General features: G+C 69.1%; 22 protein-coding genes, 1 tRNA gene and 1 pseudogene. 11 read left to right on the top strand and 13 right to left on the bottom strand.

Translation table 11 applies throughout. From position 1 onward, the window contains the following. Positions 1–50: 50 nt before the first annotated feature. Positions 51–908 carry a sulfurtransferase gene (locus AB0L60_RS35180; protein ID WP_364623313.1) on the top strand — a complete coding sequence of 286 codons (858 nt, stop codon included), beginning with the start codon at positions 51–53 and terminating at the stop codon, positions 906–908. On the opposite strand, the gene AB0L60_RS35175 is transcribed toward AB0L60_RS35180, so the two are convergent. After that, positions 909–1,610, bottom strand: a complete 702-nt coding sequence (locus AB0L60_RS35175) for a methyltransferase domain-containing protein (RefSeq protein ID WP_364623310.1) — start codon at positions 1,608–1,610, stop codon at positions 909–911. It abuts the gene before it with no gap. Positions 1,611–1,772: 162 nt separating this feature from the next. Here AB0L60_RS35175 and AB0L60_RS35170 point away from each other — a divergent pair, with 162 nt between their 5' ends. After that, entirely contained in the window at positions 1,773–2,363 is a 591-nt protein-coding gene (locus AB0L60_RS35170) for a TetR/AcrR family transcriptional regulator (protein ID WP_364623308.1), read from the top strand. Here the strand turns inward: AB0L60_RS35170 and AB0L60_RS35165 are convergent. Both AB0L60_RS35165 and AB0L60_RS35160 read right to left on the bottom strand, forming a co-directional pair. Next, a complete protein-coding gene (locus tag AB0L60_RS35165; protein ID WP_364623452.1) occupies positions 2,304–2,966 on the bottom strand; it encodes an HNH endonuclease family protein in 663 nt (220 codons plus the stop codon). The genes AB0L60_RS35170 and AB0L60_RS35165 overlap by 60 nt on opposite strands. 115 nt (positions 2,967–3,081) lie before the next feature. After that, positions 3,082–3,444, bottom strand: coding sequence for a hypothetical protein (locus tag AB0L60_RS35160; RefSeq protein ID WP_364623305.1), 363 nt, complete (start codon positions 3,442–3,444; stop codon positions 3,082–3,084). Positions 3,445–3,673: 229 nt separating this feature from the next. On the opposite strand from AB0L60_RS35160, the gene AB0L60_RS35155 reads away from it, so the two are divergent. Next, entirely contained in the window at positions 3,674–6,499 is a 2,826-nt protein-coding gene (locus AB0L60_RS35155; RefSeq protein ID WP_364623302.1) for a DEAD/DEAH box helicase, read from the top strand. After that, the gene (locus AB0L60_RS35150) at positions 6,496–7,266 is read left to right on the top strand and encodes an SWIM zinc finger family protein (RefSeq protein ID WP_364623299.1); all 771 of its coding nucleotides are present in this window, start codon (positions 6,496–6,498) and stop codon (positions 7,264–7,266) included. The genes AB0L60_RS35155 and AB0L60_RS35150 overlap by 4 nt, the downstream gene beginning before the upstream one ends. Positions 7,267–7,396: 130 nt before the next feature. On the opposite strand, the gene AB0L60_RS35145 is transcribed toward AB0L60_RS35150, so the two are convergent. From AB0L60_RS35145 to AB0L60_RS35130, 4 genes and pseudogenes are all read right to left on the bottom strand, one after another. Beyond that, positions 7,397–8,917: an NAD(P)/FAD-dependent oxidoreductase gene (locus AB0L60_RS35145; protein WP_364623449.1), complete on the bottom strand. Its 1,521-nt coding sequence runs from the start codon at positions 8,915–8,917 to the stop codon at positions 7,397–7,399. A gap of 26 nt (positions 8,918–8,943) precedes the next feature. Further along, positions 8,944–9,174, bottom strand: a pseudogene (locus AB0L60_RS35140) (4-hydroxyacetophenone monooxygenase); the annotation flags it as partial. 542 nt (positions 9,175–9,716) lie between these two features. After that, a complete protein-coding gene (locus AB0L60_RS35135; RefSeq protein ID WP_364623296.1) occupies positions 9,717–10,640 on the bottom strand; it encodes a ferritin-like domain-containing protein in 924 nt (307 codons plus the stop codon). A 23-nt stretch (positions 10,641–10,663) separates the two neighbouring features. Continuing rightward, positions 10,664–11,500 (bottom strand): SDR family NAD(P)-dependent oxidoreductase, encoded by an 837-nt coding sequence (locus AB0L60_RS35130; protein WP_364623293.1) that lies wholly within the window; start codon positions 11,498–11,500, stop codon positions 10,664–10,666. A 104-nt stretch (positions 11,501–11,604) separates the two neighbouring features. Between AB0L60_RS35130 and AB0L60_RS35125 the strand changes: the two genes are divergently transcribed. Next, positions 11,605–12,282, top strand: a complete 678-nt coding sequence (locus tag AB0L60_RS35125; protein ID WP_364623289.1) for a TetR/AcrR family transcriptional regulator — start codon at positions 11,605–11,607, stop codon at positions 12,280–12,282. Between the two features lie 3 nt (positions 12,283–12,285). On the opposite strand, the gene AB0L60_RS35120 is transcribed toward AB0L60_RS35125, so the two are convergent. The 4 genes from AB0L60_RS35120 to icmF form a co-directional block, all read right to left on the bottom strand. Then, positions 12,286–13,272, bottom strand: coding sequence for a methyltransferase (locus AB0L60_RS35120; RefSeq protein ID WP_364623285.1), 987 nt, complete (start codon positions 13,270–13,272; stop codon positions 12,286–12,288). A gap of 70 nt (positions 13,273–13,342) precedes the next feature. Next, positions 13,343–14,419: an amidohydrolase family protein gene (locus tag AB0L60_RS35115; RefSeq protein ID WP_364623281.1), complete on the bottom strand. Its 1,077-nt coding sequence runs from the start codon at positions 14,417–14,419 to the stop codon at positions 13,343–13,345. A gap of 216 nt (positions 14,420–14,635) precedes the next feature. Continuing rightward, the gene (locus tag AB0L60_RS35110) at positions 14,636–15,031 is read right to left on the bottom strand and encodes a hypothetical protein (protein ID WP_364623279.1); all 396 of its coding nucleotides are present in this window, start codon (positions 15,029–15,031) and stop codon (positions 14,636–14,638) included. Positions 15,032–15,169: 138 nt separating this feature from the next. After that, positions 15,170–18,436 carry a fused isobutyryl-CoA mutase/GTPase IcmF gene (gene icmF / locus AB0L60_RS35105; RefSeq protein WP_364623277.1) on the bottom strand — a complete coding sequence of 1,089 codons (3,267 nt, stop codon included), beginning with the start codon at positions 18,434–18,436 and terminating at the stop codon, positions 15,170–15,172. Positions 18,437–18,563: 127 nt separating this feature from the next. Here icmF and AB0L60_RS35100 point away from each other — a divergent pair, with 127 nt between their 5' ends. From AB0L60_RS35100 to AB0L60_RS35080, 5 genes are read left to right on the top strand one after another with little or no spacing between them, the layout of a single operon-like run. Further along, complete coding sequence (locus AB0L60_RS35100) at positions 18,564–20,063, top strand: CoA-acylating methylmalonate-semialdehyde dehydrogenase (RefSeq protein WP_364623275.1); 1,500 nt, start codon at positions 18,564–18,566, stop codon at positions 20,061–20,063. A gap of 4 nt (positions 20,064–20,067) precedes the next feature. Further along, positions 20,068–21,207, top strand: coding sequence for an acyl-CoA dehydrogenase family protein (locus AB0L60_RS35095; RefSeq protein ID WP_364623272.1), 1,140 nt, complete (start codon positions 20,068–20,070; stop codon positions 21,205–21,207). Beyond that, positions 21,204–22,319: an enoyl-CoA hydratase/isomerase family protein gene (locus AB0L60_RS35090; RefSeq protein WP_364623269.1), complete on the top strand. Its 1,116-nt coding sequence runs from the start codon at positions 21,204–21,206 to the stop codon at positions 22,317–22,319. Before AB0L60_RS35095 ends, AB0L60_RS35090 begins: the two co-directional genes overlap by 4 nt. Before the next feature lie 18 nt (positions 22,320–22,337). Then, positions 22,338–23,240 carry a 3-hydroxyisobutyrate dehydrogenase gene (gene mmsB, locus AB0L60_RS35085; RefSeq protein ID WP_364623266.1) on the top strand — a complete coding sequence of 301 codons (903 nt, stop codon included), beginning with the start codon at positions 22,338–22,340 and terminating at the stop codon, positions 23,238–23,240. Further along, on the top strand, positions 23,237–24,013 hold the full coding sequence (locus AB0L60_RS35080) for an enoyl-CoA hydratase (RefSeq protein WP_364623263.1): 777 nt from the start codon (positions 23,237–23,239) through the stop codon (positions 24,011–24,013). Before mmsB ends, AB0L60_RS35080 begins: the two co-directional genes overlap by 4 nt. A 137-nt stretch (positions 24,014–24,150) precedes the next feature. Here AB0L60_RS35080 and AB0L60_RS35075 read toward each other — a convergent pair whose 3' ends face one another. Both AB0L60_RS35075 and AB0L60_RS35070 read right to left on the bottom strand, forming a co-directional pair. Next, positions 24,151–25,206, bottom strand: a complete 1,056-nt coding sequence (locus AB0L60_RS35075) for a hypothetical protein (protein ID WP_364623260.1) — start codon at positions 25,204–25,206, stop codon at positions 24,151–24,153. Positions 25,207–25,282: 76 nt separating this feature from the next. Next, complete coding sequence (locus tag AB0L60_RS35070) at positions 25,283–25,825, bottom strand: MarR family transcriptional regulator (protein ID WP_364623257.1); 543 nt, start codon at positions 25,823–25,825, stop codon at positions 25,283–25,285. A 127-nt stretch (positions 25,826–25,952) separates the two neighbouring features. On the opposite strand from AB0L60_RS35070, the gene AB0L60_RS35065 reads away from it, so the two are divergent. Next, positions 25,953–26,027: transfer RNA gene (locus AB0L60_RS35065), tRNA-Cys, on the top strand. The last annotated feature ends 39 nt before the right edge of the window (positions 26,028–26,066 follow it).

The raw sequence follows: 26,066 nt of genomic DNA, 5'->3' as shown, positions 1-26,066 counted from the left end.
GGGGTGCGGCCGGCGGTGGCTAGGGTGGGGTGGTTCGGCTTCAACGGGCGATGAATCGGCGAAGAGGAGTTGGCTTGAGTTCGGTGCTGATTTCGGTTGCGGAGCTTGCGGACCTGCTGGGCCAGAGCGGCGGCCGGGTGCGATTGCTGGACGTCCGGTGGGCGCTCGGAGATCCGGACGGGCCGCAGCATTATCTGGACGGTCATATTCCGGGCGCGATATTCGTCGACCTGGAAACCGAACTCGCCGATCCGCCTTCAGCCGCCAAGGGCCGCCACCCCATGCCGGACCTGGCGCACCTGCAGAAGTGCGCGCGTAGCTGGGGCGTGTCCGACGGGGACATGGTGGTCGTCTACGACGCCACCGGCGGCATGGCCGCCGCGCGGGCCTGGTGGCTGTTGCGCTGGGGCGGCGTGGCCGATGTGCGCATTCTCGACGGCGGACTGCCGGCGTGGGAGCAGGCCGGGGGCAAGATCGTCACCGGTGACGAAACCGCCCCGCAGCCGGGCACCGTGGTGCTGTCCCCGGACAATATGCCGACCATCGACGCCGATGGCGCGGCCGGCTGGCCGGGCCTGCTGCTGGATGCCCGCGCGGGCGAGCGCTACCGCGGCGAGGCGGAACCCGTGGACCCGCGCGCCGGGCACATTCCGGGAGCGGTGAGCGCGCCGACCGCCGAGAACCTCACGGCCGCTGGGCAATTCAAGTCGCTCCCCGAATTGCGTTCCCGTTTCGAGGGATTCGGTTCCGGGCCGGTAGCGGTGTACTGCGGTTCCGGAGTCACGGCCGCCCACCAGGTCGCGGCGCTGGCCATCGCCGGCATCGACGCCGCGCTCTATCCCGGCTCCTGGTCGCAGTGGTCCAACGACCCCAAGCGGCCGGCCGCCACCGGCGCCGAACCGGCCTGATCAGCCGGGTTTGACCGCGGTGAGGATGCCGGTCGCGAACGGGCCGGTGCGGAATTCGACTGCCGTGAAACCGATGTCGGTCAGCACGTCGCGGTAGCGGCGGATGTCGACCGCCGACAGCGGATCCCCGGCCCCGTCGCCGTCGTGGGAGTGCCCCTGGCCGCCGGCGCGGTGCGCGGCCAGCTGGGCCATGGCGCGAATGGCGAGCCCGCGCAGGCCCGAGGTCGGATGGGTGTCGGCGAGCAGCAGGCGACCGCCGGGGCGCAGGACGCGGAAGACGCCCGCCAGGGCGGTCTTTCGCTCGGATTCGGCGATGTGGTGCATGGCGAAGGTCGAGGTCGCCACATCGAACGAGGCGTCCGGGTAGGGCAGCGACTGGGCGGCACCGAGATCGAAGCTGCAGTTGGGGGCGGCGTGGGCGGTCGCGTAGGCGATCATCTGCGGAGACGGGTCCACGCCGATCGCCCGGCCGTCCGGTCCGGCCTGTCGGGCCAGCTCATTGGCCAGCCGCCCTGGGCCGCAACCGAGATCGAGAGCGTGATCGCCCGGGCGGATGCCGCTGGTCGTGGCGAAGTACCGCGCCAGGCTGCCCGCGCGGCCCAGGAAGTAGACGTCGGTGAGCAGCTGATAGCGGCGCGGCCAGGTGATGAGGGCCCCGACGGAGCGGGATTCGATATCGGACACTTGCTCGTGCTGGGTCATGTGATCAATCATCGAAGGATGAGAAAGACCAGGCCAGGCGCAGTTTCTGGGGATGTGTACGATTCCGGACAGTCGGACGGAATCCGTCCGGGAACGGCCCCGGACGCCGCCTCGGGAACAATGGAGCCGGAGGCCGCGACCATGAGGCCGGAGGCCGCGACCATGAGGCCGGAGGCCGACCGCCGCGTCCGCCGCACCCGCATGGCACTGCACCGGGCGCTCATCGAGCTCATGCAGGACCGGCCCTATGCCCGGATCACGGTGCAGGACATCATCGATCGCGCCGATGTCGGCCGCTCCACCTTCTACGCGCACTACCGCGACAAGGATGATCTGCTGCTGGTCAGCTGTATCGAGCATGTGCGGGGCGAGATTTCGGCGCAGCTGGCCTGCTCTCCGGGAGAGTCGCCGCCGCTGGCCCCCGTCGCGATTCTGTTCAGGCTGGTCGCGGCGCATCCGGACGTGTACCGGCCACTGGTCCGGCAGCGCGCGAACACCATTGTGCTGCGGTCGATCCGGCAGATGTACGCCGAACTGCTGACCGAGCACCTGGGCCCGCGGCTCGGGCCGGACCCCGTTGCGGCGGGCGCGACTATCACATTTCTGTCCTGGGGTCTATACGGATTGCTCGAATCGGTCATGGATCCGCGCCAGGAGCTCACCGCCGATCAGGCCTACCGCCACTTCGCCACGCTATGGGCAGCCGCGGGCGACCCGCGCCAGGGCGTCCCGGTCGGCGGCGGTGACCGGTAGCCCGTACCGGTTCGCGGCCATCAGGTACTTGCCCGCGTAGAAGCAGCGGTTCGCGCGGGCGGGCGGCAGCCAGTCGCCGGGCGTGCGATCGCCCTTGTCCTCGTTGGTCTTTCCGTCCACCGCGAGCAGGTTGTAGTCGACGTCGTTGGCGAAGCGCACGCGCCACGGCAGCGGCCAGCCGGCCGCGCCCAGATCCCAGGCGGCCGCCAGCGGATACACGTGATCGATCTGCACGGCCTTGGCCGCGGCCCGATCGAAGGCGATGCGCTGCCCGGTATAGGGATCGTCGAGAGACCCGGCCACCACCACGCAATCGTTCCCGGGCCGGAAGGTCACCCGGGTGAGCTGCCTGGCCAGCACGGTATTGCGGCTGTCGCACCCGTCGTGACCGCCGGGACCGCCGTGATCATCGGTCCACGCCGGGCCGAACACGCATCCCTGCCCGCTGCCGCAACCACGTTCGTACCCGCCCGGACGCGGCCGGGCGGGTACGGTGCGGACACCCGCGAGCAGCCGTTCGAGCTGGATGCGGGTGGGGCTGCCCGGCGCCGGGGTCACCTGCCCGAGGGACTCGCACCCAAGGACCACGAGCAGGATGACCACCGCGCCGAGCAGCCGGAGCAGGAAGGTTCCGCCTGTGAGCCACACGGCAATACGTGTACCGCACCAGCCGATCGGTGCGTGCCGTCACGCGGACTTCGCACTCCCGTTGGGCTTACTAGAGCCAGGCGTGCGCGAGGATGTCGTCCGCGGCGGTTTCGGAGAGCTGCGGCGGAAAGCGCGTTGCCGCAATGGAATCCACACGCGCGCCGTCGTGGCCGATGAGCCACGAGCCGCCCCGCTCCTCGCATTCGGCGATCTTGGCGAAAACGGTGAGCAGGAACGTGATGGAGTCGCGCGGGTCCGCCGTGCGGGCGAGGCGCTGCGACTCGCCGGGCCGGGACAGATCCAGCCACACCCCGGACTGCCCGTCCAGGCGCATCCCCACGATCTTGCTCGTGTCCACGAAGGTGAATTTCCGCCGTTCCCACTGTGTCGTGGGGGTGAAGCTCTGCTCGAGCACTTGGAGCAGAATCGTCATCGTCACGGCCTCCCTACGGTCTCGAAAGTGCCACGGCTCCGGATTGAGTCGCGGTGGATTGTCGGGTGCGCCCCGCGCGGCTGCCGTCCGGGCACGACAATGTAGTGCAACGGACACAGCGGACACCGACGCGTGCGGTGACCTGCGGATTTATCCAGTATGTTCCGTATCCGATCAGAAATAAAGAGGGCCCGGCCGGCTTGTCGGGGGTGACTGATTGGATGGGCGGATGTTGCACGGGCTGTGGTCGCCGGGGTCCGGGTTGGTGCTGTGGCACGACCCGGGTGAGGACACGGCCGTGGATGCGGAGGGTTTGCCGGAGCCGCTCGGGTCGATCGTGCGCGGGGCGAAGTGGCGGCATCGGGCGCAGGTGCTGGTGAAGGGGGAGTACGGGCCGGAGCAGACGCAGGTGCGGGCGCACGCGCTGGCGCCGGAGACGGCTGCCCGGGTCCTGTCGCAGGAACTACCGGCGGTGTCGGTGGCGGGGGATCTGCGGTTTCTCGGGCATGTGGCGCGCGGGGTGCAGCGGTGGGTGCGGGCGGGGCGGGTGGTGCCGGAGGTGCGGCGCGACGACGGGGAGTGGTGGGTGCGGTGGCGGCTGGTGGGCGGGCAGCGGCAGCGGGCCTGGCTGGCGGAGCTCGCGGTGGCCATGCCGGGTGCGTTGCAGGTGGCCGGGCGGCCTGCCGAGGTGCTGGAGAACCTTGTCGGCGAGTTGGCCGATCCTCTCGTGCGCCTGCACATTCCGGAGCGGCCGGATCGGGAATCGGGGCCGCATCCGCTGCTGACCGCGCTGGTCGAGGCGACGCCGCTGGAGACCGGATCGCATCGGGTGGCCTCGGTGCTGGACGACTGGCGGACCAGTCTCACCGCCGACGAGCCGGAGCTGGTGCTGCGGCTGCTGGAACCGGACGGCGAGGAACCGGGCGAACTGTGGCGGCTCGAGGTCTGCCTGCGCGAGGAAGGGGAGGCGCCGCAACCGGTGCTGCTGCCGGGGGATCCGCAGGTCATGCGGATTGCGGGGGAGAAGCTGGCGGCCGCCAAGCAGGCGTATCCGCGCCTGCGCGATCTGCCCGGCGATGCCCGCAGCATGGATCTGTTCCTGCCCACCGAGGTGGTGATGGATCTGGTCGCGCACGGGGCGAACGCGCTGCGGTCGGCCGGGGTGCGGCTCATGCTGCCGCGGGCCTGGCGGGTGGCCGCGCCCGCCATGAAACTGCGGGTGCAGAGCCCGGCCGCCACCGAAACTGCCGTCGGGCTCAAGGGTTTGGTGTCCTTCCGCTGGGAGCTGGCGCTGGGCGACACCGTGCTGACGCCCGCCGAGATGTCGCGGCTGGTGGACGCGAAATCGGATCTGGTGCGGCTGCGCGGGGAGTGGGTGCAGGCCGATCACCGCATGCTGGCCGCGGCCGCCGACTACGTCTCGGGCCGCACCGACGAGACCGAGACCACCGTCGGCGGCCTGTTCGCCGAGCTGTCCGCGCATCCGGTGATCGGGGTGCCGCTGGAGGAGGTCACCGCGACCGGCTGGGCCGCGGAGCTTTTCGACGGTGAGCGGTCGGTCGAGCCCGTCCCGGATCCGGTCGGGCTGAAGGCCCAGCTGCGGCCGTATCAGCAGCGCGGCCTGACCTGGCTGGCGGCCATGAGCCGGCTCGGATGCGGGGCGATCCTCGCCGACGACATGGGTCTCGGCAAGACCGTACAGGTACTGGCACTGCTGGTGCACGAGCGTGAAACAGCCGCTGCCGCGAGCGAATCGGAGACCATCGGGCCTACCCTGCTGGTGTGCCCGATGTCGGTGGTGGGCAACTGGCAGCGCGAGGCGGAACGCTTCGCCCCGGATCTCCGGGTGCTGGTGCACCACGGCGCCGGGCGGCGTTCCGGCACGGATTTGGCTGCGGCGGTGGCGGATTCGGATCTGGTGGTCACCACCTACGCGCTGCTGGCCCGGGATGTCGAGGACCTGAAGCGCCCGGACTGGCAGCGGGTCGTGCTGGACGAGGCGCAGCACATCAAGAACGCGGGAACCCGGCAGGCGCGCGCGGCACGGCTGGTGCCGGCCCGACACCGCCTGGCGCTCACCGGAACCCCGGTGGAGAACCGGCTCGAGGAGCTGCGCTCGATCCTGGATTTCGCCAATCCCAAGCTGCTGGGCAAGGCATCCGAGTTCCATGCCCGCTTCGCGGTGCCGATCGAGCGCGAGCACGACGAGAACGCCGTCACCCGTCTGCGCGCCATCACCTCGCCGTTTGTGCTGCGCCGGGTCAAGACCGATCCGGCGGTGATCTCGGATCTGCCGGAGAAGATCGAGATGACGGTGCGGGCCAACCTGACCGTGGAGCAGGCGGCGCTGTATCAGGCGGTGCTGGATGATATGTCGGCCAAGCTGAAGGCGGCCGAGGGCATGGAGCGCAAGGGGGCGGTGCTGGCCGCACTGACCCGGCTCAAGCAGGTGTGCAACCATCCCTCGCATTTCCTCAGCGACGGGTCGGCGCTGCTGCGCCGGGGGCATCATCGGTCCGGGAAGCTGGCGCTGGTGGAGGACATTCTGGAGTCGGCGATCGCCGACGGGGAGCGGGCGCTGCTGTTCACCCAGTTCGCGGAGTTCGGAAACCTGCTGGCGCCCTACCTGTCCGAGCGTTTCGGGGCGGAGGTACCGTTCCTGCACGGCGGGGTGAGCAAGCAGCGCCGCGACGACATGGTCACCCGCTTCCAGGAGGAGGACGGTGCGCCGCTCATGCTGCTGTCGCTCAAGGCGGGCGGCACCGGACTCAATCTGACCGCCGCCAATCACGTGGTGCACCTGGACCGTTGGTGGAATCCGGCGGTGGAGAACCAGGCCACCGACCGCGCCTTCCGCATCGGCCAGCGCCGTGATGTCCAGGTGCGCAAGCTGGTCTGCGTCGACACCATCGAGGAGCGCGTCGACGACATGCTGAAGGGCAAGAGTCAGCTCGCCGACCTCACCGTGGGCACCGGCGAGAACTGGATCACCGAACTCGGCGACGACGAATTGCGGGAACTGTTCGCCCTGGGATCGGAGGCGGTCGGCGAATGAGCAATGTCATCGACTTCAGCGAGTACGGCAAACGCCGCCCGGTGCGCGGCGGGGTGCAGCCGCGCAGCCGCCGGGGCACCGCGTTCGCCCGGACCTGGTGGGGCCGTTCGTTTCTGGAGGCGGTCGAGGGCGTGGCGGACGCCGGTCGCCTGGCCCGCGGCCGTTCCTACGCCCGCACCGGTCAGGTGGTGAACTACCGCCTGGAGCCCGGCCTGGTGAGCGCGGAAGTGCAGGGCAGCCAACCCCGCCCGTTCATCTCGGTGCTGACCCTGCGGCAGTTGCGCGACGACCGCCTCGACGAGCTGGTGGACCTGGTCCGCGCCACCCCCGGCATGCTGGGCGAGATCGCCGCGGGCACCCTGCCCCAGGCCCTCGGCCCGCTACTGCTCCCCACGACGGCGTCTGAGCTCGACTTCTCGTGCAGCTGCCCCGATTCCGGCTGGCCCTGCAAACACGCCGCCGCCGTCTGCTACGTCATCGCCGAATGCCTCGACGAGCGCCCGGGCGATCTGCTCACCCTGCGCGGTGTCGAACTCGACGCCCTCATCGGCAGCGTCCAGCGCGCCGATCCGCCCGCCGAATCCACCGATCTCTACGGCGACGACACGGCGTTCCCCGCCCTCCCCAAGCCCGAATTCCGCGCGGCCCCGGACGATCTCGATGCCGTCCTGCTCCGCCAGGCCCTGCGCATGACAGCCGAGAACGAGCAGTCCGTCGCCGCCGGTCTGCGCGAACTCCGCGCCCTCTACCGCGCCCTCGACACCTGATCGCCTGATTCGCGGCCTGTTTCAGTAGCTGTGGACAACTCGAATCCGACAGTGGCCCAGCCGCTCCCGGACCGCCGGGAGTGAGTGCGGGTGCATGTCGGCCGTGGCCCCGCCGCTGCAGCGCTGACGGTCAGGCCGTGGCGGTGCGGGCGGCGGGACGGGCCGTCGTGCGGCGTTCGTCCAGGGGTTCGAAGTGGTAGTCGCGCAGGTCGAAATGGGCGGCGCGCCAGGCGGCTTCGGGGGTGCTCATGGCACGCAGCGGGACGTCGCCGTTCTTGTCGAAGTAGTAGGAGTTGGCCAGGGTACAGCTGTCCTGCCAGAAGACCTGGGTGCCGCGGCGGGCGAGCATTTCCTGGAAGTAGCGCTCGTTGGCCTCGGGGGTGACCTCGATGCGGGTGGCGGCGCGGCGGCGGGCATTGCGGAGCAGGCGCAGAATGTGAGTGGTCTGCATCTCGATGAGGGTGAAGTAGGACGCGCCGTTGTAGCCGTAGGGGCCGATGATGGTGAAGAAGTTGGGGAAGCCGGGCACACTGACCCCCTCGTAGGCCTGCAGGCGATGGGTGTCCCACCAGTCCTCGAGGCGCAGGCCGCCGCTGCCGTGCAGATCGAAGGTCGGCATATTGCCGGACTCCATGACCTTGAAGCCGGTGGCCATGATGAGCACGTCGACCTGGTGGTGGCGGCCGGTGGTGCGCAGTCCGGTGGCGGTGATCTCGGTGATGGGATCGGTTTCGAGCGTGACGTTCTCGCGGTTGAAGGTCTTCAGGTAGTCGTTGGAGAACGACGGGCGCTTGCAGCCCAGCGCGTATTTCGGCGTGAGCTGCTCCCGGACGCCCGGGTCCTGCACTTGATCGCGCAGGTGGGCCAGCCCGGTGCGCTCGCCGAGCTTCACCATGGGCAGCACCTTGTAGTAGTGCGCCGAGAGCGGGAAGGTCAGCTCCACGAACGCCTGGCTGAGCCAGCGGGTGAGGAACTGCCCGCCGGGCAGCCGCATCAGGGCGCGTACCGGTGGCGGCAGGGGCGCGTCCGGCCGGGGCAGGCACCAGATCGGAGTGCGCTGGAAGACAACGAGTTCCGACACCTCCGGGGCGATCTCGGGAATGATCTGGATGGCCGAGGCCCCGGTGCCGATGATGCCGACCCGCTTGCCGCGCAGCTCGATCCCGTGATCCCAGCGCGCGGTGTGCATGGTCTCGCCCCGGAACCGTTCCGCGCCGGGGATATCGGGCAGTTTGGGCCGGGTCAGCACCCCGGTCGCGCCGATCAGGAAGCGGCAGGTGAGCTCGTCGCCGTCGGTGGTGCGCACCCGCCACAGGTGCAGTACGTCGTCGAAGTCGGCGCGGGCGATGGTGGTGCCGAACCGGATCCGCGGTCGCAGTCCGTATTTCTTCACACAGTGCTCGGCGTACGCCTTCAGCTCCCGTCCGGGCGCGTACACCCGCGACCAGGAGCGCTGCTTCTCGAACGAGTACTGGTAGCTGAACGATGGAATGTCCACGGCGATACCGGGATAGGTGTTCCAGTGCCAGGTGCCGCCCACCCCGTCCGCCTCGTCGATCATGACGAAATCGTCGAAACCGGCCTTGCGCAGCGCGATCGCCGTCCCGATTCCCGAGAATCCCGCGCCCACAATGACGATCTCGTGGTCCATGACCGCCTTTGTCACGATGCGTCCTCCGCGTAGATGATGCAGTCCACCCGATGCTCGACCCCGTCCACGGTGCGAATCCCGAGCGGCGCGAGCCGGGCGATGGGCCAGCTGATGAGCCGGCAGTTCCGCTGCCGCAGGGCCCGGTAGTAGCGACTGTGCACCCGCACCGCGGCGGGCCGATCCGGCGTCAGTTGCCGCCGCTCCCACGAATCCCCGACCTGCGCCCGCAGATTCGCCGCGGCCGCCCGCCGCAGCGCCCGCTGAGCGCACCAGCGCAGGACGCCCAGCCCTGGGAGACCCAGCCCTGAGACGACCAGCGCGCTCAGGACGGGCCTCGGAGCTCCACGGGCGACCTCCCTGGATCCGGGATGCGGTGGACCGTCTCCGCGCGGCGCTCGTGTTGGACCGCGTTCCTCCACACTCCGGTCGGCCGGCGCGGTGCTGTCTCCCTGGCGGCCGGCCCCGCGCTCGTCCTGGCGAGCCGGATCTCCGGGCAACGGCGGCGCGGAGTCGCTGGGCAGCTGTCCCAGCGCATCGGCGGGCAACTGGCGCAGCAGAATTCCCGCTCCGGGGACAGGTGGGGTGGGCAGAATCCAGATCGGATCGTGCTGGAACACGGTTACCAGGCGCGCCTGGGCGACGATCGGCGGCACCACCCGGGCCAGTGCGGCGCCGCTGCCGATGACCGCGACGTGCAGTCGGTCCAGGTCGTGCTGGTCACGCCAGTGGGTGCAGTGAATCTGGGGGCCGGTGTAGGCGTCGCGGGCTCTGCCCCGGTCGCTCCGGCGGATCGGGGCGGTCATTTCGCCACCGGCTCGTAGGTCAGGGCCTTGGACCAGGAGGGGGTGTGGCGCAGGACGCGCACGGGGAAGTGGTCGATGGCCTTGTTCAGGGCATCGTTGACGCCCTGGATCGGCTGCCAGTGGTTGATGGTGGCCATGCCGTGCAGACGGACCACGTGGTAAAGCGGGATGCGCTTGATGTCCGGGCTGCGCTCACCGGCTTTCTCATAGCGCCGCACGGCATTCCAGAGCTTCTCCTCGTCCAGCCCCATCGCCATGATGTTGGCGGACATGCGGGACAGCAGCGGCGTGTACAGCAGCGCGCCGAGCAGGAAGGTGGGCCGCAGCGCGAAACCCGCTGTCTCGATGGCGATTCGCCGCAGCGGTCCCGCGCCGAGGTGCTCGAGCACCTGGAACCCGACCGCCAGATGCCGGGACTCGTCGCTGTTGATGTGCCGGAACACCTCGTGGCACAGCGGATCCCGCACCTCGTCGAGCAGGAACTTCACCAGTGCCCCGTCCAGCGCGCACTCCAGCGAAGGGATCACGGTGCCGAGCACGGGCAGGGACAGCTGGTCCCCGTACCGGTCCAGCCATTCGATGACGAGCCGGATGTTCTTGTTGGGCAGCGGCATCGCGTCCCCGCCGAGCATGCCCCAGCGCCGCATCAGGGCCAGTTCGGCATTGGCGTGCTTCTGCTCCTCGGCGTGGAAGTACCGGTAGATCTCCTTGAGCGGACCGTCGGGGGCGCGCAGCGTGAGCGCCGCGAACCCGCGGGCGCCGACATGCTCGATCCACACCAGATCGGCCATGAAGGCCGCGAGCGCGGGTCGCTGCTCATCGGTGATGAGCTCGGCTCCCGGTGCGTCCCAGTCGAGATCGGCCAGCGCCCACTGCCGATCCTGGACGACACCGAGCATGTCGGAATACGCGAACGCCATTGTTCAACTCCTTGCCGCTGTGGCTACCGCACCAGCCGCTCCAGCAATCCGGCGGCGCGGGTGTAGGTCTCGGGCAGCAGTCGCTTGGACTGCCAGATCGCCTTGGCCTCGAGCTGCGGGACCACGTACAGCTGACCGTGATCCACCGCGTCGAGGGTGGCGCGGGCGATGGACGCGGGCGGGCGGCCGGTCCAGCGGATGAGGCGGTCGCCCCAGAGCTGGATGGTCTCGTCGCCGATGTCCACGCCTTCCAGAATGTTGGTCCGCACCCCGGTGGGGCACAGCACGGTAACGGTGACGCCGGTGCCGGACAGTTCCGCGGCCAGCGTTTCCGACAGCGCCAGCACCCCGGCCTTGCTCACGTTGTAGGCGCCCATGCGCGGCGCGGACCCGAAGGCGGCCGCGGAGGCCACGTTCACGATCGAGCCGTGCCCGCTCGCGCGCAGCCGGGGCGCGAAGACGTGGCAGCCGTGGATGACGCCCCACAGATTGACGTCGAGCACCTGATGCCATTCCGCGGGCGGGGTATCGCCGATGAGCGTGCCGCCGCGCCCGATGCCGGCATTGTTGACCACCAGATCCGGGCTCTTGCCGAACCATTCCTCGGCGGTGTTCGCCAGCACGGTCACCTGGTCCAGGCTGCTCACGTCGCAGACGGTGTCGAAGGCCTTTCCCCCGGTGTCGCCGATCATTTCGGCGGTGTCGCGGGCGCGCCCGGCGTCGATGTCGGAGCAGACCACTCGCCCGCCGCGCTTGCCGATCTCGATCGCGAAGGCGCGGCCGATGCCGCTGCCCGCACCGGTCACCACCGCGTCCGCCTGCTGAGTGCGGCGGGGTCCGCCGAAGGGGTTGAGTCGCATGGGAACTCCCGGGGCCGTGCCGTCCGGGCAGTCAAGTGGTGGCGTGTGCCACCACTGGCCGCACCTGCCACCAATTAGGCTCCCGGTGCGCTATTTTGTCAACTATGGACGTGCCCGCACCGGCAGCCGCCGAGGTGTCCCCGGGGCCCGCGCCGACCCGGCGGGGCGGCACCTGGGGCGGCCGGACCCAGGAGGAACGCCGCGCCGAGCGCCGCGCGCGGCTGATCGCGGCGGCGCTGGACATCTGGCTCGAAAACGGCTGGGCCGCAGTGACCATGCGCGGCGTGTGCACCCGCGCGGGCCTCAATGACCGCTACTTCTACGAGCACTTCGCCGATCGCGACCAACTGCTGGGCGCGGTCTGGGACGAGGTCGGATTCCAGGTGCTGGCGGAACTCTCGGCGGTGGTCGCCGAGAACCTCGAGCATCCGGCACTGGGCATTCTGCGCCTGGCCATCGCCCGCGCGGTCGCCCTGCAGTCGGAGGGCCCGGCGCGCATCCTCTTCGGCGACCATGCCGGCAGCCGCATCCTCGAGGAGCGCCGCACCGCCATGCTCACCGAGGCCACCGACCTGCTCATCGCCACCGCCCGCCCCTACCTGCGGCCCGGCGTCGACGAATCCGACCTGCGCATGGGCGTTCTCCTGGGCATCGGCGGCTTCATCGAACTCCTGACCGCCTGGCGCACGGGCACCATCGACGCCGACGCCACCCGCATCGTCGACCACGTCAGCCGTACCGCCGATCTGCTCGGCGCGCAGTACCTCGCTTTGCCGGGTTAGCGGCTACTTCACCGCCCAGACCATAGACTCCGGCCCGGCGAGGTGTTCGGTCTGCGGGTCGCGGAAACCGGTGTCGGCCAGCCAGGTTCGCAGATCCGCGGCGGTGTAGTCGAAGCCGCCGGGGGTCTCGATGAGCATGTTGAGGCTCATCAGCAGACCGGAGAGATTGGTGCGGCGGTCGTCGTCGATGAGCGACTCGTAGACGAGGATGGCGCCGCCGTCGGGGAGGGCGCGGTGGGCCTTCTCCAGCAGCATGAGCTTGGTGGGCAGGTCCCAGTCGTGCAGGATGTGGCCGAAGACCAGGACATCGGCCTCGGGCAGCTCATCGGTGAAGAAGTCGCCGGCCTGGAAGACGGCCCGATCCGCCACCGGCGCACTGTATTCGGTGAAGATCGGCTCCACCGCCGCCAGGTCGTAGCCGATGCCGTGCAGGTGCGGATTGGTCTCCAGGACGGTGCGCAGCAGCGCGCCCTGGGCGGTGCCGATATCGGCCATCGACTTCCAGCGATGCCACGGGAACACCTCGGCGAGGGCGTGCGCACTGGGCAGCGACAGCCCGGTCATGGCGCGCTGGAAGTCATAGAGCCGCTGCGGATCCCGGTAGAGGGTGGTGAAGAAGTCGCCGCCGTCGCGGGCCTCGTTCTGTGGCTGCCCGGTGCGCAGGCCCTCGGTGAGCCGGTCCCAGAACGGGTAGAGCCGGGCCGCGGCCATCTCCAGGAAGCCGCCGATGTACTCGCTGCCGGTGCTGTCCAGGTAGGTGGCGGTGTCGGCGGTATTGGCGTACCGACCATCGGTGCGCCGCAGCATCTCCATGGCCACCAGCGCGTCGAAGAAGTCGCGGGCGGACCGCGGATGCAGGCCCAGTTCGCGCTGTAGCTGTTCCGCGGTCAGTTGCCGATGCCCGAGCACCGTGAATACGCCGAGTTCGACTGCGCTGAGCAAGGTCCGGGACTCCCAGAAACCCATTCCGATCCGCAGGATCCGTTCCATGGCGCATCACGATAGCCACAGCGACCCTCCGGCAAAGGCGGACGCGGCAAATCCGTCCCTGGGAGTGGGCTCAGAGCACGTCGATCCCGTACACCCGTTCGGCATTGCGGCGGAAGATCTGCTCGATGGCCTTGTCGTCGGCCCCGTGCCCGGCCAGCGCGCCGGCCACCGCCTCCGCGGCATTCGGGATGCTCGTAATCGGCTTGTCCACCGGGAAATTCGAGCCCCAGATGAGCCGATCGGCCCCGAATACGTCGAGCGCGTGCTCCAGCATCGGCGAAATCCGTTCCAGCAGTACCGGAACCGGGGTCGGCTGACCCCGCCGCGGCACCGGATGCCCGAGGATCGGCATCATCAGGCCGCTCACCTTGGCCACCACATTGGCGTGCTGAGCGAGAGCGGTGAGGTCGTCGCGCCAGCGCACGAACAGCTCGCGCCGCTGTCCGGGATTGCGCCCGGTGTTCCGCCCGACCGGCCCGAAAATGCCTGCGGGCGTGGCGAGATGGTTGAGCACGATGGTGGTGCCGGGATAGCGCTCGGCCAGCGCGGCCACCTCGGGCAGTTGTCCCGAGTACACCCACGCCTCGAACGCGAGCTCGCGGTCGGCGAGCGCGCCGAAGCCGTCCAGGAAGGCGGGGGAGGTGAGCAGGCCCGGTGTCTTGCAGGTCGCGCGCACGTCCGGGTCCGGGTGGTATTCGACGCGGGCGCGAATGCCCCGGAACAGCGGCGAGGCGGCCCGGTGCGCTTCGAGCAGCTCGGCGAACTCGGCGGCGGTGGGGTCGCCCGCGCCCATGATCGCCCCGAGCGCGGGGGTGTCCACGCCGAAGGGCAGACTGCTCACCCACCGGGTTTCGTCGGCGGGCCCGAGCGGACCCTTGCCGACCCACTCCACCTCGATGTGCACGATGGCCTCGACCGGCACGTCCCCGGCGTCTTCCTGATAGTCGCGCGGCAGGTACGGATGGATGACAGGTGTTGGATCCCCGACGAATTCGCGGTCGCGCCGCGGCGCCAGCCGTTTCGCCAGATCGATCGGCACCGGCACATAGCGGAACAGCTTCGCCAGCCCGCTGAACTCACGTGGCGTGGTGAGCGGATCCCACTGGTGAATGTGGGCGTCCACGACAGTCATTCCCGCGAGGTCCATGAGATGCCTTCCGTCTGGGTCAGCCTGTTCGGATTGTTCCACGCCCATCCGCTCGAGCTCGCGTGTTCGGACATCGAAGCACGCCCCGCCCCCGCCGCCCCCGCGACACCGCCGCGGTCGTCGCACCGTCCGGTATCCCCGCGGGTCGGTATACGACTGTGCCGCGCCCGGCGAGGTGGGCGCGGCACAGTCGTTGTGCGGTGGTGCGATTCGCGGTTACGGCAGCACCTGCGGGATGACGTTGGGGTCGAGGATGCCGACCAGGGCGCCGATGCCGCCGCCGATCAGCGCGCCGAGGGCCGAGCCGCCGAGCATGCCGGGGACGGAGCCGACGACCGAGCCGAGGGCCGCGCCGCCCGCACTGCCGGTGAGCGCGCCCGCGGCCGCGCCGTTCAGGGCCGGGTCGGGGAACTGGGCATTCGGGTTGGTGGCCACCGGGTCCAACGGGACACCGTCGGCGACCGGGGTGGCCTGGACCGGCTGTACGGCCGGGGCCGGCGCGCTGTCCGGCGCTTCCGCCGAGGCCACGCCCGCGAACAGGGTGGCGGCGGCCGCGACTGGCAGTACGACGGCGATCAGTCTGGCGGTGGTTCTGCGGGTGGTACGACGCATCATGGTCTTCCTGTCCTCCCCGACCCCGATTCCCCGATCCGAATCGAATGTCAGCTGTGATCGAACCGAACGACTCAGATATAGCTGAGAAATTGCCTTCGATCGGAAATCGGCACGCACCAGAATCGGACGTTTTTATCAGACATTGCGCCGATACTGACCGCCCACCGTGAAGAAGGTGTCCGTGACCTGCTGGAGTGTGCACACTCGCGCGGCATCCATCAGCACCTCGAAAGCGTTCTCGTCGCCGGCCGCGGCGGCCGCGAGCCGGGCCAGCGCCGCGGGCGCCGCATCCCGGTGCCGATCGGTGAATTCGCGGACTCGTTGCAACTGCGACTGCTTTTCCGCCTCGGTGCCGCGGGCCAGTTCCAGTACCCGAGGTGCCTCCTCGTGCCCATTGCGGAAGGTATTGACCCCGATGATGGGCAGGCTGCCGTCGTGCTTGCGCCGCTCGTAGAGCATGGACTCGTCCTGGATCCGCCCGCGCTGATAGCCGGTCTCCATGGCCCCGAGCACCCCGCCGCGCTCGCTGATCCGCTCGAACTCGCGCAGCACCGCCTCCTCCACCAGATCGGTCAGCTCGTCGATGATGAAGCTGCCCTGCAGCGGGTTCTCGTTCATCGCGAGCCCCCACTCCCGATTGATGATGAGCTGGATGGCCAGCGCCCGGCGCACCGATTCCTCGGTCGGCGTGGTGACCGCCTCGTCGTAGGCATTGGTGTGCAGGCTGTTGCAGTTGTCGTACACCGCGATGAGCGCCTGCAGCGTGGTGCGAATGTCGTTGAAGCTCATCTCCTGTGCGTGCAGTGACCGCCCGGAGGTCTGCACGTGGTACTTCAGCTTCTGCGACCGCTCGTTGGCCCCGTACCGGTCGCGCATGGCGATCGCCCAGATGCGCCGCGCCACCCGGCCGATCACCGAGTACTCGGCGTCCATGCCATTGGAGAAGAAGAACGACAGGTTGGGTGCGAAGTCGTCGATGTCCATGCCCCGAGCGAGATACGCCTCCACATAGGTGAAGCCGTTGGCCAGCGTGAAGGCCAGCTGGCTGATCGGGTTCGCCCCGGCCTCGGCGATGTGATAGCCGGAGATGGACACCGAGTAGAAGTTGCGAACGCCGTTGCGCACGAACCACTCCTGGATGTCGGCCATCATCCGCAGGCTGAACTCGGTGGAGAAGATGCAGGTGTTCTGGCCCTGGTCCTCCTTGAGGATGTCGGCCTGCACGGTGCCGCGCACCGTGGCCAGGGTGCGGGCACGCAGGCCGGCCGCCTCGTCGGGGGTGGGCTCGCGGCCCTGCTCGGCCGCGAATTCCGCCACCGCCTGATCGATGGCGGCATTGAGGAAGTAGGCCAGAATCGTCGGCGCGGGACCGTTGATGGTCATTGACACCGAGGTCGTAGGCGCGTCGAGGTCGAAGCCGTCATAGAGCGCCTTCATATCGTCGAGGGTGGCGATGGACACCCCGGAGGTGCCGACCTTGCCGTAGATGTCCGGCCGCTCGGCCGGGTCGTGCCCGTACAGCGTGACCGAGTCGAAGGCGGTCGAAAGCCGTTTGGCCTCGGCGTGTTCGGAGAGCACCTTGAACCGGCGGTTGGTGCGGAAAGCATCGCCCTCGCCCGCGAACATGCGCGCCGGATCCTCGTTGTCGCGTTTGAAGGCGAACACCCCGGCGGTGAACGGGAAGCGACCCGGCAGGTTCTCCGAGCGCAGGAACCGCAGCAGCTCACCGTGATCGGTGAAGCGGGGAAGCGCCACCCGGGGAATCGAACTGCCGGACAATGTCTCCCGGCGCAGCGCCGTCCGCAGCTCCCGATCGCGGACCCGTACCACCTGTTCGTCGCCCCGGTACGATTCCGCGACCGCGGGCCATTCCGCCAGCAGCGCAGCGGTTTCCGGCGTCTGGCCGGCGCGAGCCTGCGCGAGCAGCCCGCGCAGCACCTCTCCGGCGGCATCGGAGGTGACGGCATCGCTGGAGGCCGCGGTCGCCGGGGGTGCGCCGTCGCCCGGCAGCTCGGCGAGTACCTGCTCCAGACGCTGGACACGCCGCGCGGCTTCCATCTCGCGCGCGGTGCCGGCATGGTAATCCCGCACGGCTTCCGCGATTTCGGCCAGATAGCGCACGCGGGCGGGCGGAATGATCTGGGCGAAGCGGGTGGAGGTGCGGGTGGCCACCCGCGGCAGCACGCCTTCCTGCAAAGGCAGCCCCTGCTCGGCGAGCAATCCGCTCAGGTGCTGGTAGAGCGCCGTCACCCCGTCATCGTTGAAGGTCGCCGCGCTGGTGCCGAAGACCGGCATGTCCTCGGGCGTGGCGTGGAACTCCTCCCGATTCCGCACCAGCTGCCGCGACACATCGCGCAGCGCGTCCTCGGCCCCGCGCCGCTCGAACTTGTTGATGGCCACCACATCCGCGTAATCGAGCATGTCGATCTTCTCGAGCTGGGAGGCCGCGCCGAACTCCGGCGTCATCACGTACAGCGACACGTCCACGTGCTCGGCGATGGCCGCGTCACCCTGGCCGATGCCGGGCGTCTCCAGGATCACCAGATCGAATCCCGCTGCCTTGCAGGCGATCACCATGGTGTCGATATCGTGCGGCAGTTCGCGCTCACCCCGGGTGGCCAGCGACCGGAAGTAGACGCGTTCGCCGTCGAGGGCGTTCATCCGGATCCGGTCACCCAGCAGCGCACCCCCGCCGCGCCGCCGTGTCGGGTCCACCGCCAGCACCGCGACCCGCAGCTTGTCCTGCTGATCGGTGCGCAGCCGGCGCACGAGTTCGTCTGTGAGAGAGGACTTTCCGGATCCGCCGGTGCCGGTGATGCCCAGCACGGGCACGTGCCGCGCGGCCGCCGCGGCCGTCAGCGCCGCTCGATCCGTCTCCGGTAGCGTCCCCTGCTGCAGGCAGGTGAGGGTCCGCGCCAGCGCCGCTCGATCCCCGCTCAGCACCGCTTCCACCGACGCGGGCGTGTGTGAAAGATCCACGTCGCAAGCCGAAATCAGGTGGTTGATCATCCCCGGCAGCCCGAGCCGCTGCCCGTCCTCCGGCGAGAAGATGGTCACCCCCGACTCGGCCAGCCGCGCGATCTCCTCGGGAATGATCACCCCGCCGCCCCCGCCGAAGATCTTCACGTGCTCGGCCCCGGCCTCTTTCAAGGCCTGCGCCAGGTACTCGAAGTACTCGATGTGCCCGCCCTGATACGAGCTGACCGCGACGCCCTGCACGTCCTCGGTGACGGCCGCGTCCACGACGTCGCGCACGGCCCGGTTGTGCCCCAGATGAATCACCTCGGCTCCCTGGGCCTGCAGGATTCTTCGCATGATGTTGATGGCCGCGTCGTGGCCGTCGAACAGCGCCGCTGCGGTCACGAACCGCACTGGATGAACCGGGACATGCAGATCGGGCATGCGGTTGCTCCAACTCTCGGAGGCTCTCTGGGTGCTGTGAATTATCCCACAGCCAATACTTGGATGTCCAACTATAGGATCGCCACAGACCGCGCAATCGGCGCGCAAGCATCGAGACAGGACTGGCATGGCTCGCGAACTCACCCACTTCATCGGCGGGAAGCACGTCCCGGGAACTTCGGGCAACTTCGGCGATGTGTTCAATCCCAGCACCGGCCAGGTTCAGGCACGGGTGCCGCTGGCGAGCAAGAGTGAGGTCGAGGCGGTCATCGCGAATGCCGCCGCCGCACAGCCGGCCTGGGCCGCCATGAACCCGCAGAAGCGCGCCCGGATCCTGATGAAGTTCCTGACCCTGGTACAGGACGAGATGGATTCGCTGGCCGCACTGCTCTCCAGCGAGCACGGCAAGACCATCGCCGACGCCAAGGGCGACATCCAGCGCGGCCTCGAGGTCATCGAATTCGCCGTCGGCATCCCGCACCTGCTCAAGGGTGAGTACACCGAGAGCGCCGGCACCGGCATCGACGTGTACTCCATGCGGCAGCCGCTGGGCGTGGTCGCGGGCATCACCCCGTTCAACTTCCCGGCCATGATCCCGCTGTGGAAGGCCGGACCGGCGCTGGCCTGCGGTAATGCCTTCGTGCTCAAGCCCTCCGAGCGCGACCCCTCGGTGCCGCTGCGCCTGGCCGAGCTGTTCCTCGAGGCCGGACTGCCCGCGGGCATCTTCAATGTGGTCAACGGCGACAAGGAAGCCGTCGACACGCTGCTGCACGACGAGCGCATCAAGGCGGTCGGCTTCGTCGGCTCCACCCCGATCGCGCAGTACATCTACGAGACCGCCTCCGCCAACGGCAAGCGCGCCCAGTGCTTCGGCGGCGCCAAGAACCACGCCATCGTGATGCCGGACGCCGACCTCGACGATGTGGCCGACCAGCTCATCGGCGCGGGCTACGGCTCCGCGGGCGAGCGCTGCATGGCCATCTCGGTCGCCGTGCCGGTGGGCGAAGAGACCGCGGATCGCCTGCGCGCCAAGCTCATCGAGCGCATCGACAAGCTCAATGTCGGCGTCTCCGACGACCCGGGCGCGGACTTCGGCCCGCTGGTCGGCCGCGACGGCGTGGATCGGGTGAACAACTACGTCCAGATCGGCGTCGACGAGGGCGCGGAACTGGTGATCGACGGACGCGGCCTGGTCGTCGAGGGCGGCGAGGACGGATTCTTCGCGGGCGCTTCGCTGTTCGACCGCGTCACCCCGGAGATGCGGATCTACAAGGAAGAGATCTTCGGCCCGGTGCTGGCCCTGGTCCGCGCCAAGGACTACGAAGAGGCGCTGCGCCTGCCCAACGAGCACGAATACGGCAATGGCGTCGCCATTTTCACTCGCGACGGCGACACCGCCCGCGACTTCGCCGCCCGTGTCCAGGTCGGCATGGTCGGCATCAATGTCCCGATCCCGGTGCCGATCGCGTACCACACCTTCGGCGGCTGGAAGCGCTCCGGCTTCGGCGACCTCAACCAGCACGGACCGGACTCGATCCGCTTCTACACCAAGACCAAGACGGTGACGCAGCGCTGGCCCGCGGGACTCAAGGAGTCCAACGCCTTCGTCATCCCGACCATGGACTGACCTGATGTTCGTACTTGACGAGGACGAGAAGGCGATCGTCGAGACCGCCCGCTCCTTCGCCGACGAGCTGCTCGCGCCCAATGCCCTGGAATGGGATGAGCGCAAGCACTTCCCGGTGGACGTGCTGCGCAAGGCGGGCTCGCTCGGCCTGGGCGGCATCTACGTGCGCGAAGACGTGGGCGGCTCGGAGCTGCGGCGGCTGGACGCCGTGCGCATCTTCGAGCAGCTGGCCACCGGCTGCCCGGCCGTGGCCGCCTACATCTCCATCCACAATATGGCCACGTGGATGATCGACACCTACGGCGATGCGGCACAACGCAATCGGTGGCTGCCGGGCCTGAGCTCCATGGACCTGCTGGCCTCCTACGCGCTGACCGAGCCGGGCGTCGGCTCCGACGCGGCGGCGCTGAGCACCAAGGCCGTCCGTGACGGCGACGACTACCTGCTCACCGGCGTCAAGCAGTTCATCTCCGGCGCGGGCAGCACCGACGTGTACGTGATCATGGCGCGCACCGGAAACGAAGGGGCGCGCGGGATCTCGGCGTTCATCGTCCCGGCCGGCACGCCGGGGCTGTCCTTCGGGGCCAACGAGAAGAAGATGGGCTGGAACGCGCAGCCCACCCGGCAGGTCATTCTCGACAATGCCCGGATCCCGGCGGCCAACCTGCTGGGCGAGGAGGGCAACGGCTTCCGTATCGCCATGAACGGGCTCAATGGCGGACGGTTGAACATCGCCGCCTGCTCGATGGGCGGGGCACAGGCCGCGCTCGATCGGACCGTCGCCTATATGGCCCAGCGCAAGGCGTTCGGCTCGCGACTGCTGGACAACACCGCTCTGCAGTTCGAGCTGGCCGATATGCGCACCTCGCTGGAGGCCGCTCGCACCCTGCTGTGGCGGGCCGCGGCCGCGCTGGACGCCGACGCCCCCGACAAGGTGGAGCTGTGCGCCATGGCCAAGCGGTTCGCCACCGACGCCGGGTTCGAGGTGGCCAACAAGGCCCTGCAGCTCCACGGTGGCTACGGTTACCTGGCCGAATACGGCATCGAGAAGATCGTCCGCGACCTGCGGGTGCATCAGATTCTCGAGGGCACGAACGAAATCATGCGGGTGGTCGTCGCCCGCTCGGTGGTAGGAGCAGCATGAGCGCTGAGGCATCGAAGAGCACGGTGCGCGAACCCGAGGTGTTGATCGAGCAGCGCGACGGCCTCGGCCTGATCACGCTCAACCGGCCCCGCGCCATCAATGCGCTCAATCACCCGATGGCGCTGACCATCCTGGACGCGCTGCGGGCCTGGGCGGACGACGACGAGGTGCGCGCGGTGGTGCTCACCGGCGCGGGCGAGCGCGGGCTGTGCGCGGGCGGCGACATCGTCGCCATCCACAACGACGCCGAGCACGCTGTGGCCCAGGGCGATTCGCCCGAGGTGGCCGCGGATTCCCCGAGCGGCACGTTCTGGCGCGACGAGTACATCCTCAATGCGCTCATCGGCCGCTACCCGAAGCCGTATGTCGCGGTCATGGACGGCATCGTCATGGGCGGCGGCGTCGGCCTGTCCGGGCACGCCTCGCACCGCATCGTGACCGAGCGGTCCATGGTCGGCATGCCCGAGACCGGCATCGGCTTCATCCCGGACGTCGGCGGCACCTATCTGCTGGCGCACGCGCCCGGCGAGATCGGCACCCATGTCGCGCTCACCACCGCGCGCATGTCCGCCGGCGACGCCATCGCGGCCGGGTTCGCCGACTATTTCGTTCCGTCGGAACACATTCCGGCGCTGCTGGAGGCGCTGACCACCACCGAGGTCGACGTGGCCATCGCCAAGTTCGCACAGCCCGCACCGGTCTCGGAGTTCGTGGCGCAGCAGGAGTGGATCGACTCCTGCTACAGCGCGGACACCGTCGAGGAGATCGTGCACCGGCTGCAGCTAGACGGCCGGGCCGAGGCGGCCAAGGCCGCCGCCGACGTGCTCTCGAAATCACCTGTGGCGCTGAAGGTCACGCTGCGCTCGCTGCGCGATGCGCGCCGGGCCGCTGACCTCGAGACGGCGCTGAACCAGGAGTACCGGGTCTCCGTCGCCTCCCTGAACACCCACGACCTGGTGGAGGGCATCCGCGCCCAGGTCATCGACAAGGACCGCAACCCGCAGTGGTCGCCCGCCACCCTCGCGGACGTCACCGACGCCGACGTCGACGCCTACTTCGGCGCGCTCGGCGATCGCGAATTGGGTTTGGCCGCACCTGTTTCAGGCGAATAGAGCATTGAAGGACGAGCAATGAGCACTAACACCAAGGTCGGGTTCCTGGGGCTGGGCCACATGGGCGGACCCATGGCCGCCAACCTGGTCGAGGCCGGATACGACGTCCTCGCCTTCGACCCGGTGCCCGCCGCCCAGGATCAGGCGCGCCAGGACAGGGCCACCGTGGTCGCCACTGCCGCGGAGGCGGTTTCGGCCTCCGACATCGTGATCACCATGCTGCCCAACGGCCGCATCGTGCTCGACCTCTACGGCGAGATCCTCCCGGCCGCCAAGCCGGGCACCCTGTTCGTCGACTGCTCCACCATCGACGTCGCCGATGCCAAGCAGGCCGCGGAACTCGCTGCGGCAGCGGGACATCGGGCCCTGGACGCCCCGGTCTCCGGCGGCGTGGCGGGCGCGGCGGCCGGCACCCTCACCTTCATGGTGGGCGGCGCGGACGCCGACTTCGCCGACGCGCTGCCGCTGCTGGAGGTGATGGGCGGCAAGGTCGTGCACTGCGGCGGCGCGGGCGTGGGTCAGGCCGCCAAGATCTGCAACAACATGCTGCTGGGCATCTCCATGATCGGCCTCTCGGAAGCCATTGTGCTGGGCGAGAAGCTGGGGCTCACCCACGACAAGTTCTTCGACGTGGTGTCCACCGCCTCGGGGCAGTCGTGGGCGCTGACCTCCTACTGCCCGGTGCCCGGACCGGTTCCGGCCAGCCCGGCCAACAATGACTATCAGCCCGGCTTCGCGACCGCGCTCATGTCCAAGGACCTGGGTCTCGCGGCGAACGCGCTGCGGGCCAATGGCGTCGACGGGCAGATCGGGCAGCTGGCGGCGGAGATCTACAGCCGCTTCAACCAGGAGGAAGCGGGCAAGGACTTCTCGGCTATCGTCACCGATATCCGCAAGCGATCGGGAGAGGAACCGGCGTGACAGACTTCGAGACCATTCTGCTGGAGCGCAAGGGGCGTGTCGCCCTCATCACGCTGAACCGGCCGAAGGCCCTCAACGCGCTGAACTCGCAGGTCCTGGCCGACATTTCGGCGGCGCTGGACGAGCTGGAGAACGACAACGAGGTCGGCGCGGTCGTGCTGACCGGGTCCGACCGGGCCTTCGCGGCCGGCGCGGACATCAAGGAGATGCAGTCCAAGTCCTATATGGACATGTTCCTGACCGACCACTTCGCCGGTTGGGACCGACTGGTCGCGTTCCGTAAGCCCATCATCGCCGCGGTCGCCGGCTACGCCCTCGGCGGCGGCTGCGAACTCGCCATGATGTGCGACATCCTGCTCGCCGCCGACACCGCCAAGTTCGGGCAGCCCGAGATCAAGCTCGGCGTCATCCCCGGCATGGGCGGCTCCCAGCGCCTCACCCGCGCCGTCGGCAAGGCCAAGGCCATGGACCTCATCCTCACCGGCCGCAATATGGATGCCGAGGAAGCCGAACGCGCGGGCCTGGTCTCCCGCATCGTGCCCGCCGCCGACCTGGTTGCCACCGCCATGGAGGTCGCCGAGACCATCGCGTCCATGTCGCTGCCGTCGGTCATGATCGCCAAGGAAGCGGTCGACCGCGCCTTCGAAACCACCCTCACCGAGGGCCTGCGCTTCGAACGCCGCGTCTTCCACTCGCTCTTCGCGACCGAGGATCAGAAGGAAGGCATGACCGCCTTCGTCGAGAAGCGTCCGGCGAACTTCACCAACAAGTAAGCGCCGCAACCACTCTCGGAACTCTCGTGCCCCGCTGTCTGAAGGCAGCGGGGCACGGTGGCGAGAGGGGGCAGGTATTGCTCGGCGGACCTCAGGCTCGAGGTCATCGGCGCGGGCGCTGACGGCCGGCGGTGGCGTCAGCCGTGTTTGGGCGGGCCGACCACTTCGACGGTCGGGGGCTTGCCGTCGGGGTGTTCGCCACCGTCGCGGTTCATGGCCAGCGCGCCGACGATGGTGCCGCCCAGGGTGGCGGTGACCGCCACTGCCGCAACGAGTTTGCGGCGGGAGACGGGGGAGGTGGCGGGGGCCTCATGAGAGGCGGCGGCCTGGGGCAGGTGCACGCTGCGGATGCTGCGGGCCGACGGCCGTTCGGCGGCCAGCAGGACCGCGCCGCGGGTGGAGACGAATTCGGGTTCGGGATCGTAGATGAGCGGATAGCCCAGCTGCTGTTTCAGCTCGTCCCGGATGCTCTTGTTGCGGGTGCAGCCGCCCAGCAGCGCCATTCCGGCGGGCTGGATGCCGGTCTCGTCGATCATGTGGCGGACGAAGGACGCCGAGTGATGAATGCCCGCTTCGACCAGTTCGGCGAAATCACTGCGGGTGACCACGGTGCGCTGCCCGGTGATCGGGTCGCAGACGGCCAGGACGCGCTCGGAGGCCAGCGCCTCCTTCTGGCGGCGGGTGGTGGCCAGATCCACGGTGACCCCGGCGCGGGTGAGCAGCCAGCGCAGCAGGGCGTCGTGGCCATCGCCGCCCAGGACGGTGCTGCGCTTGGTGGCGAGGACGGCATCGTTGCGGCAGTCGATCTGGGTGAGGGTCAGTCCCGACGCGCCCAGGTCGTAGAGCAGGACCGAACCCTCGCTGGGCAGCTTCCGGGTGAATCGGAGATATCGGAGCTGGGCCACCGGCTCATCGATGACCGTGAGGCGGTTGCGGCCCGCGGCGGTGCGAATGGCCTCGGCATGGGTGGCCGAGCGGCAGGTCACGGCGATGCCGGTAATGAATTCGTCGCGCTCGGCGGCCGACTTGCGCATCTGCTGGATGGCCTCGAAGACAGGGTCCTCCATGCCGCGATCACCGGCCCGGCGCAGGACCTTGCAGCGGTCGATGGGAGGCAGGTGAGGCTGGTCGGAATGGGTGAGCATGGCACGTGCGCCAGCAGCGCCCGCCGACACCCCGAGGACCAGCACCATGCGCTCAATGGTGAACCTTTTGCGAGCCGAATCCAAGACTATGACGCAGGAAATTGGCTGCTGGGTCGCTGACCGGTTACTGACCGGCCCATAGTGTCGGCGAGCTACCCGGATCGAAGTCGCCGGCGCTCTGCCGGAACTCCGACAGCAATTGCAGCAGCAATTGCAATCGTTCCGGCGGCAGTCCGGCCTCGGCGAAAACTCGCCGGTTCAGCTCGGTGGTGGCCCTGGCCACCAATTCTCTTCCGGCATCGGTGATTTCGATGAGCGTCGCCCGCCGGTCACTGGGATGTGGCACACGCTTGACCAAGTGCGCCGCCTCCAGCCGGTCCACGGTGTTGGTGACGGAGGTGGGGTGCACCTGCAGGCGGGCGCTGGCCACCGCCATCGGCAGCGCGCCGGTTTTGCTGAAACTCAGCAACATCAGTAACTCGTACCGGGAAAAGGTCAAACCGGACGGCCGCAGGGCTTCGTCCACTCGCGCCATCACGATTTGCTGCGCCCGCACCAGCGACGTCACCGCCGCCATGCCGTCGGCCACGTCCCCCCAGCCGTGCTCGGTCCACTGACGGTGCGCCTCCTCGATCGGGTCGAGTGGCAGTGGACGTGGTCGAGACATGACCCGATCATCGCACGTCGCGAACCGGTCGGTCGCAGCGCCGAGCCGATCCGCGGGGCGCATACGAATCACGGTGATTCAAAACCTCGGCCGCAGGCCCGATTCGCCGCACTATTGGGTACACCCTGCGGCTGTGTCCGAGTTGGCTAGGAGCAGGCCTGCAAAGCCTGTCACACGGGTTCGAGTCCCGTCGGTCGCTCCATCGGAGAACGCCTCCCGTGCACCCGGGAGGCGTTCTCGC

It is taken from the genome of Nocardia sp. NPDC051981, from assembly GCF_040680715.1.
Lineage (GTDB): Bacteria > Actinomycetota > Actinomycetes > Mycobacteriales > Mycobacteriaceae > Nocardia.
This window is presented reverse-complemented; position numbering and strand designations above follow the sequence as displayed.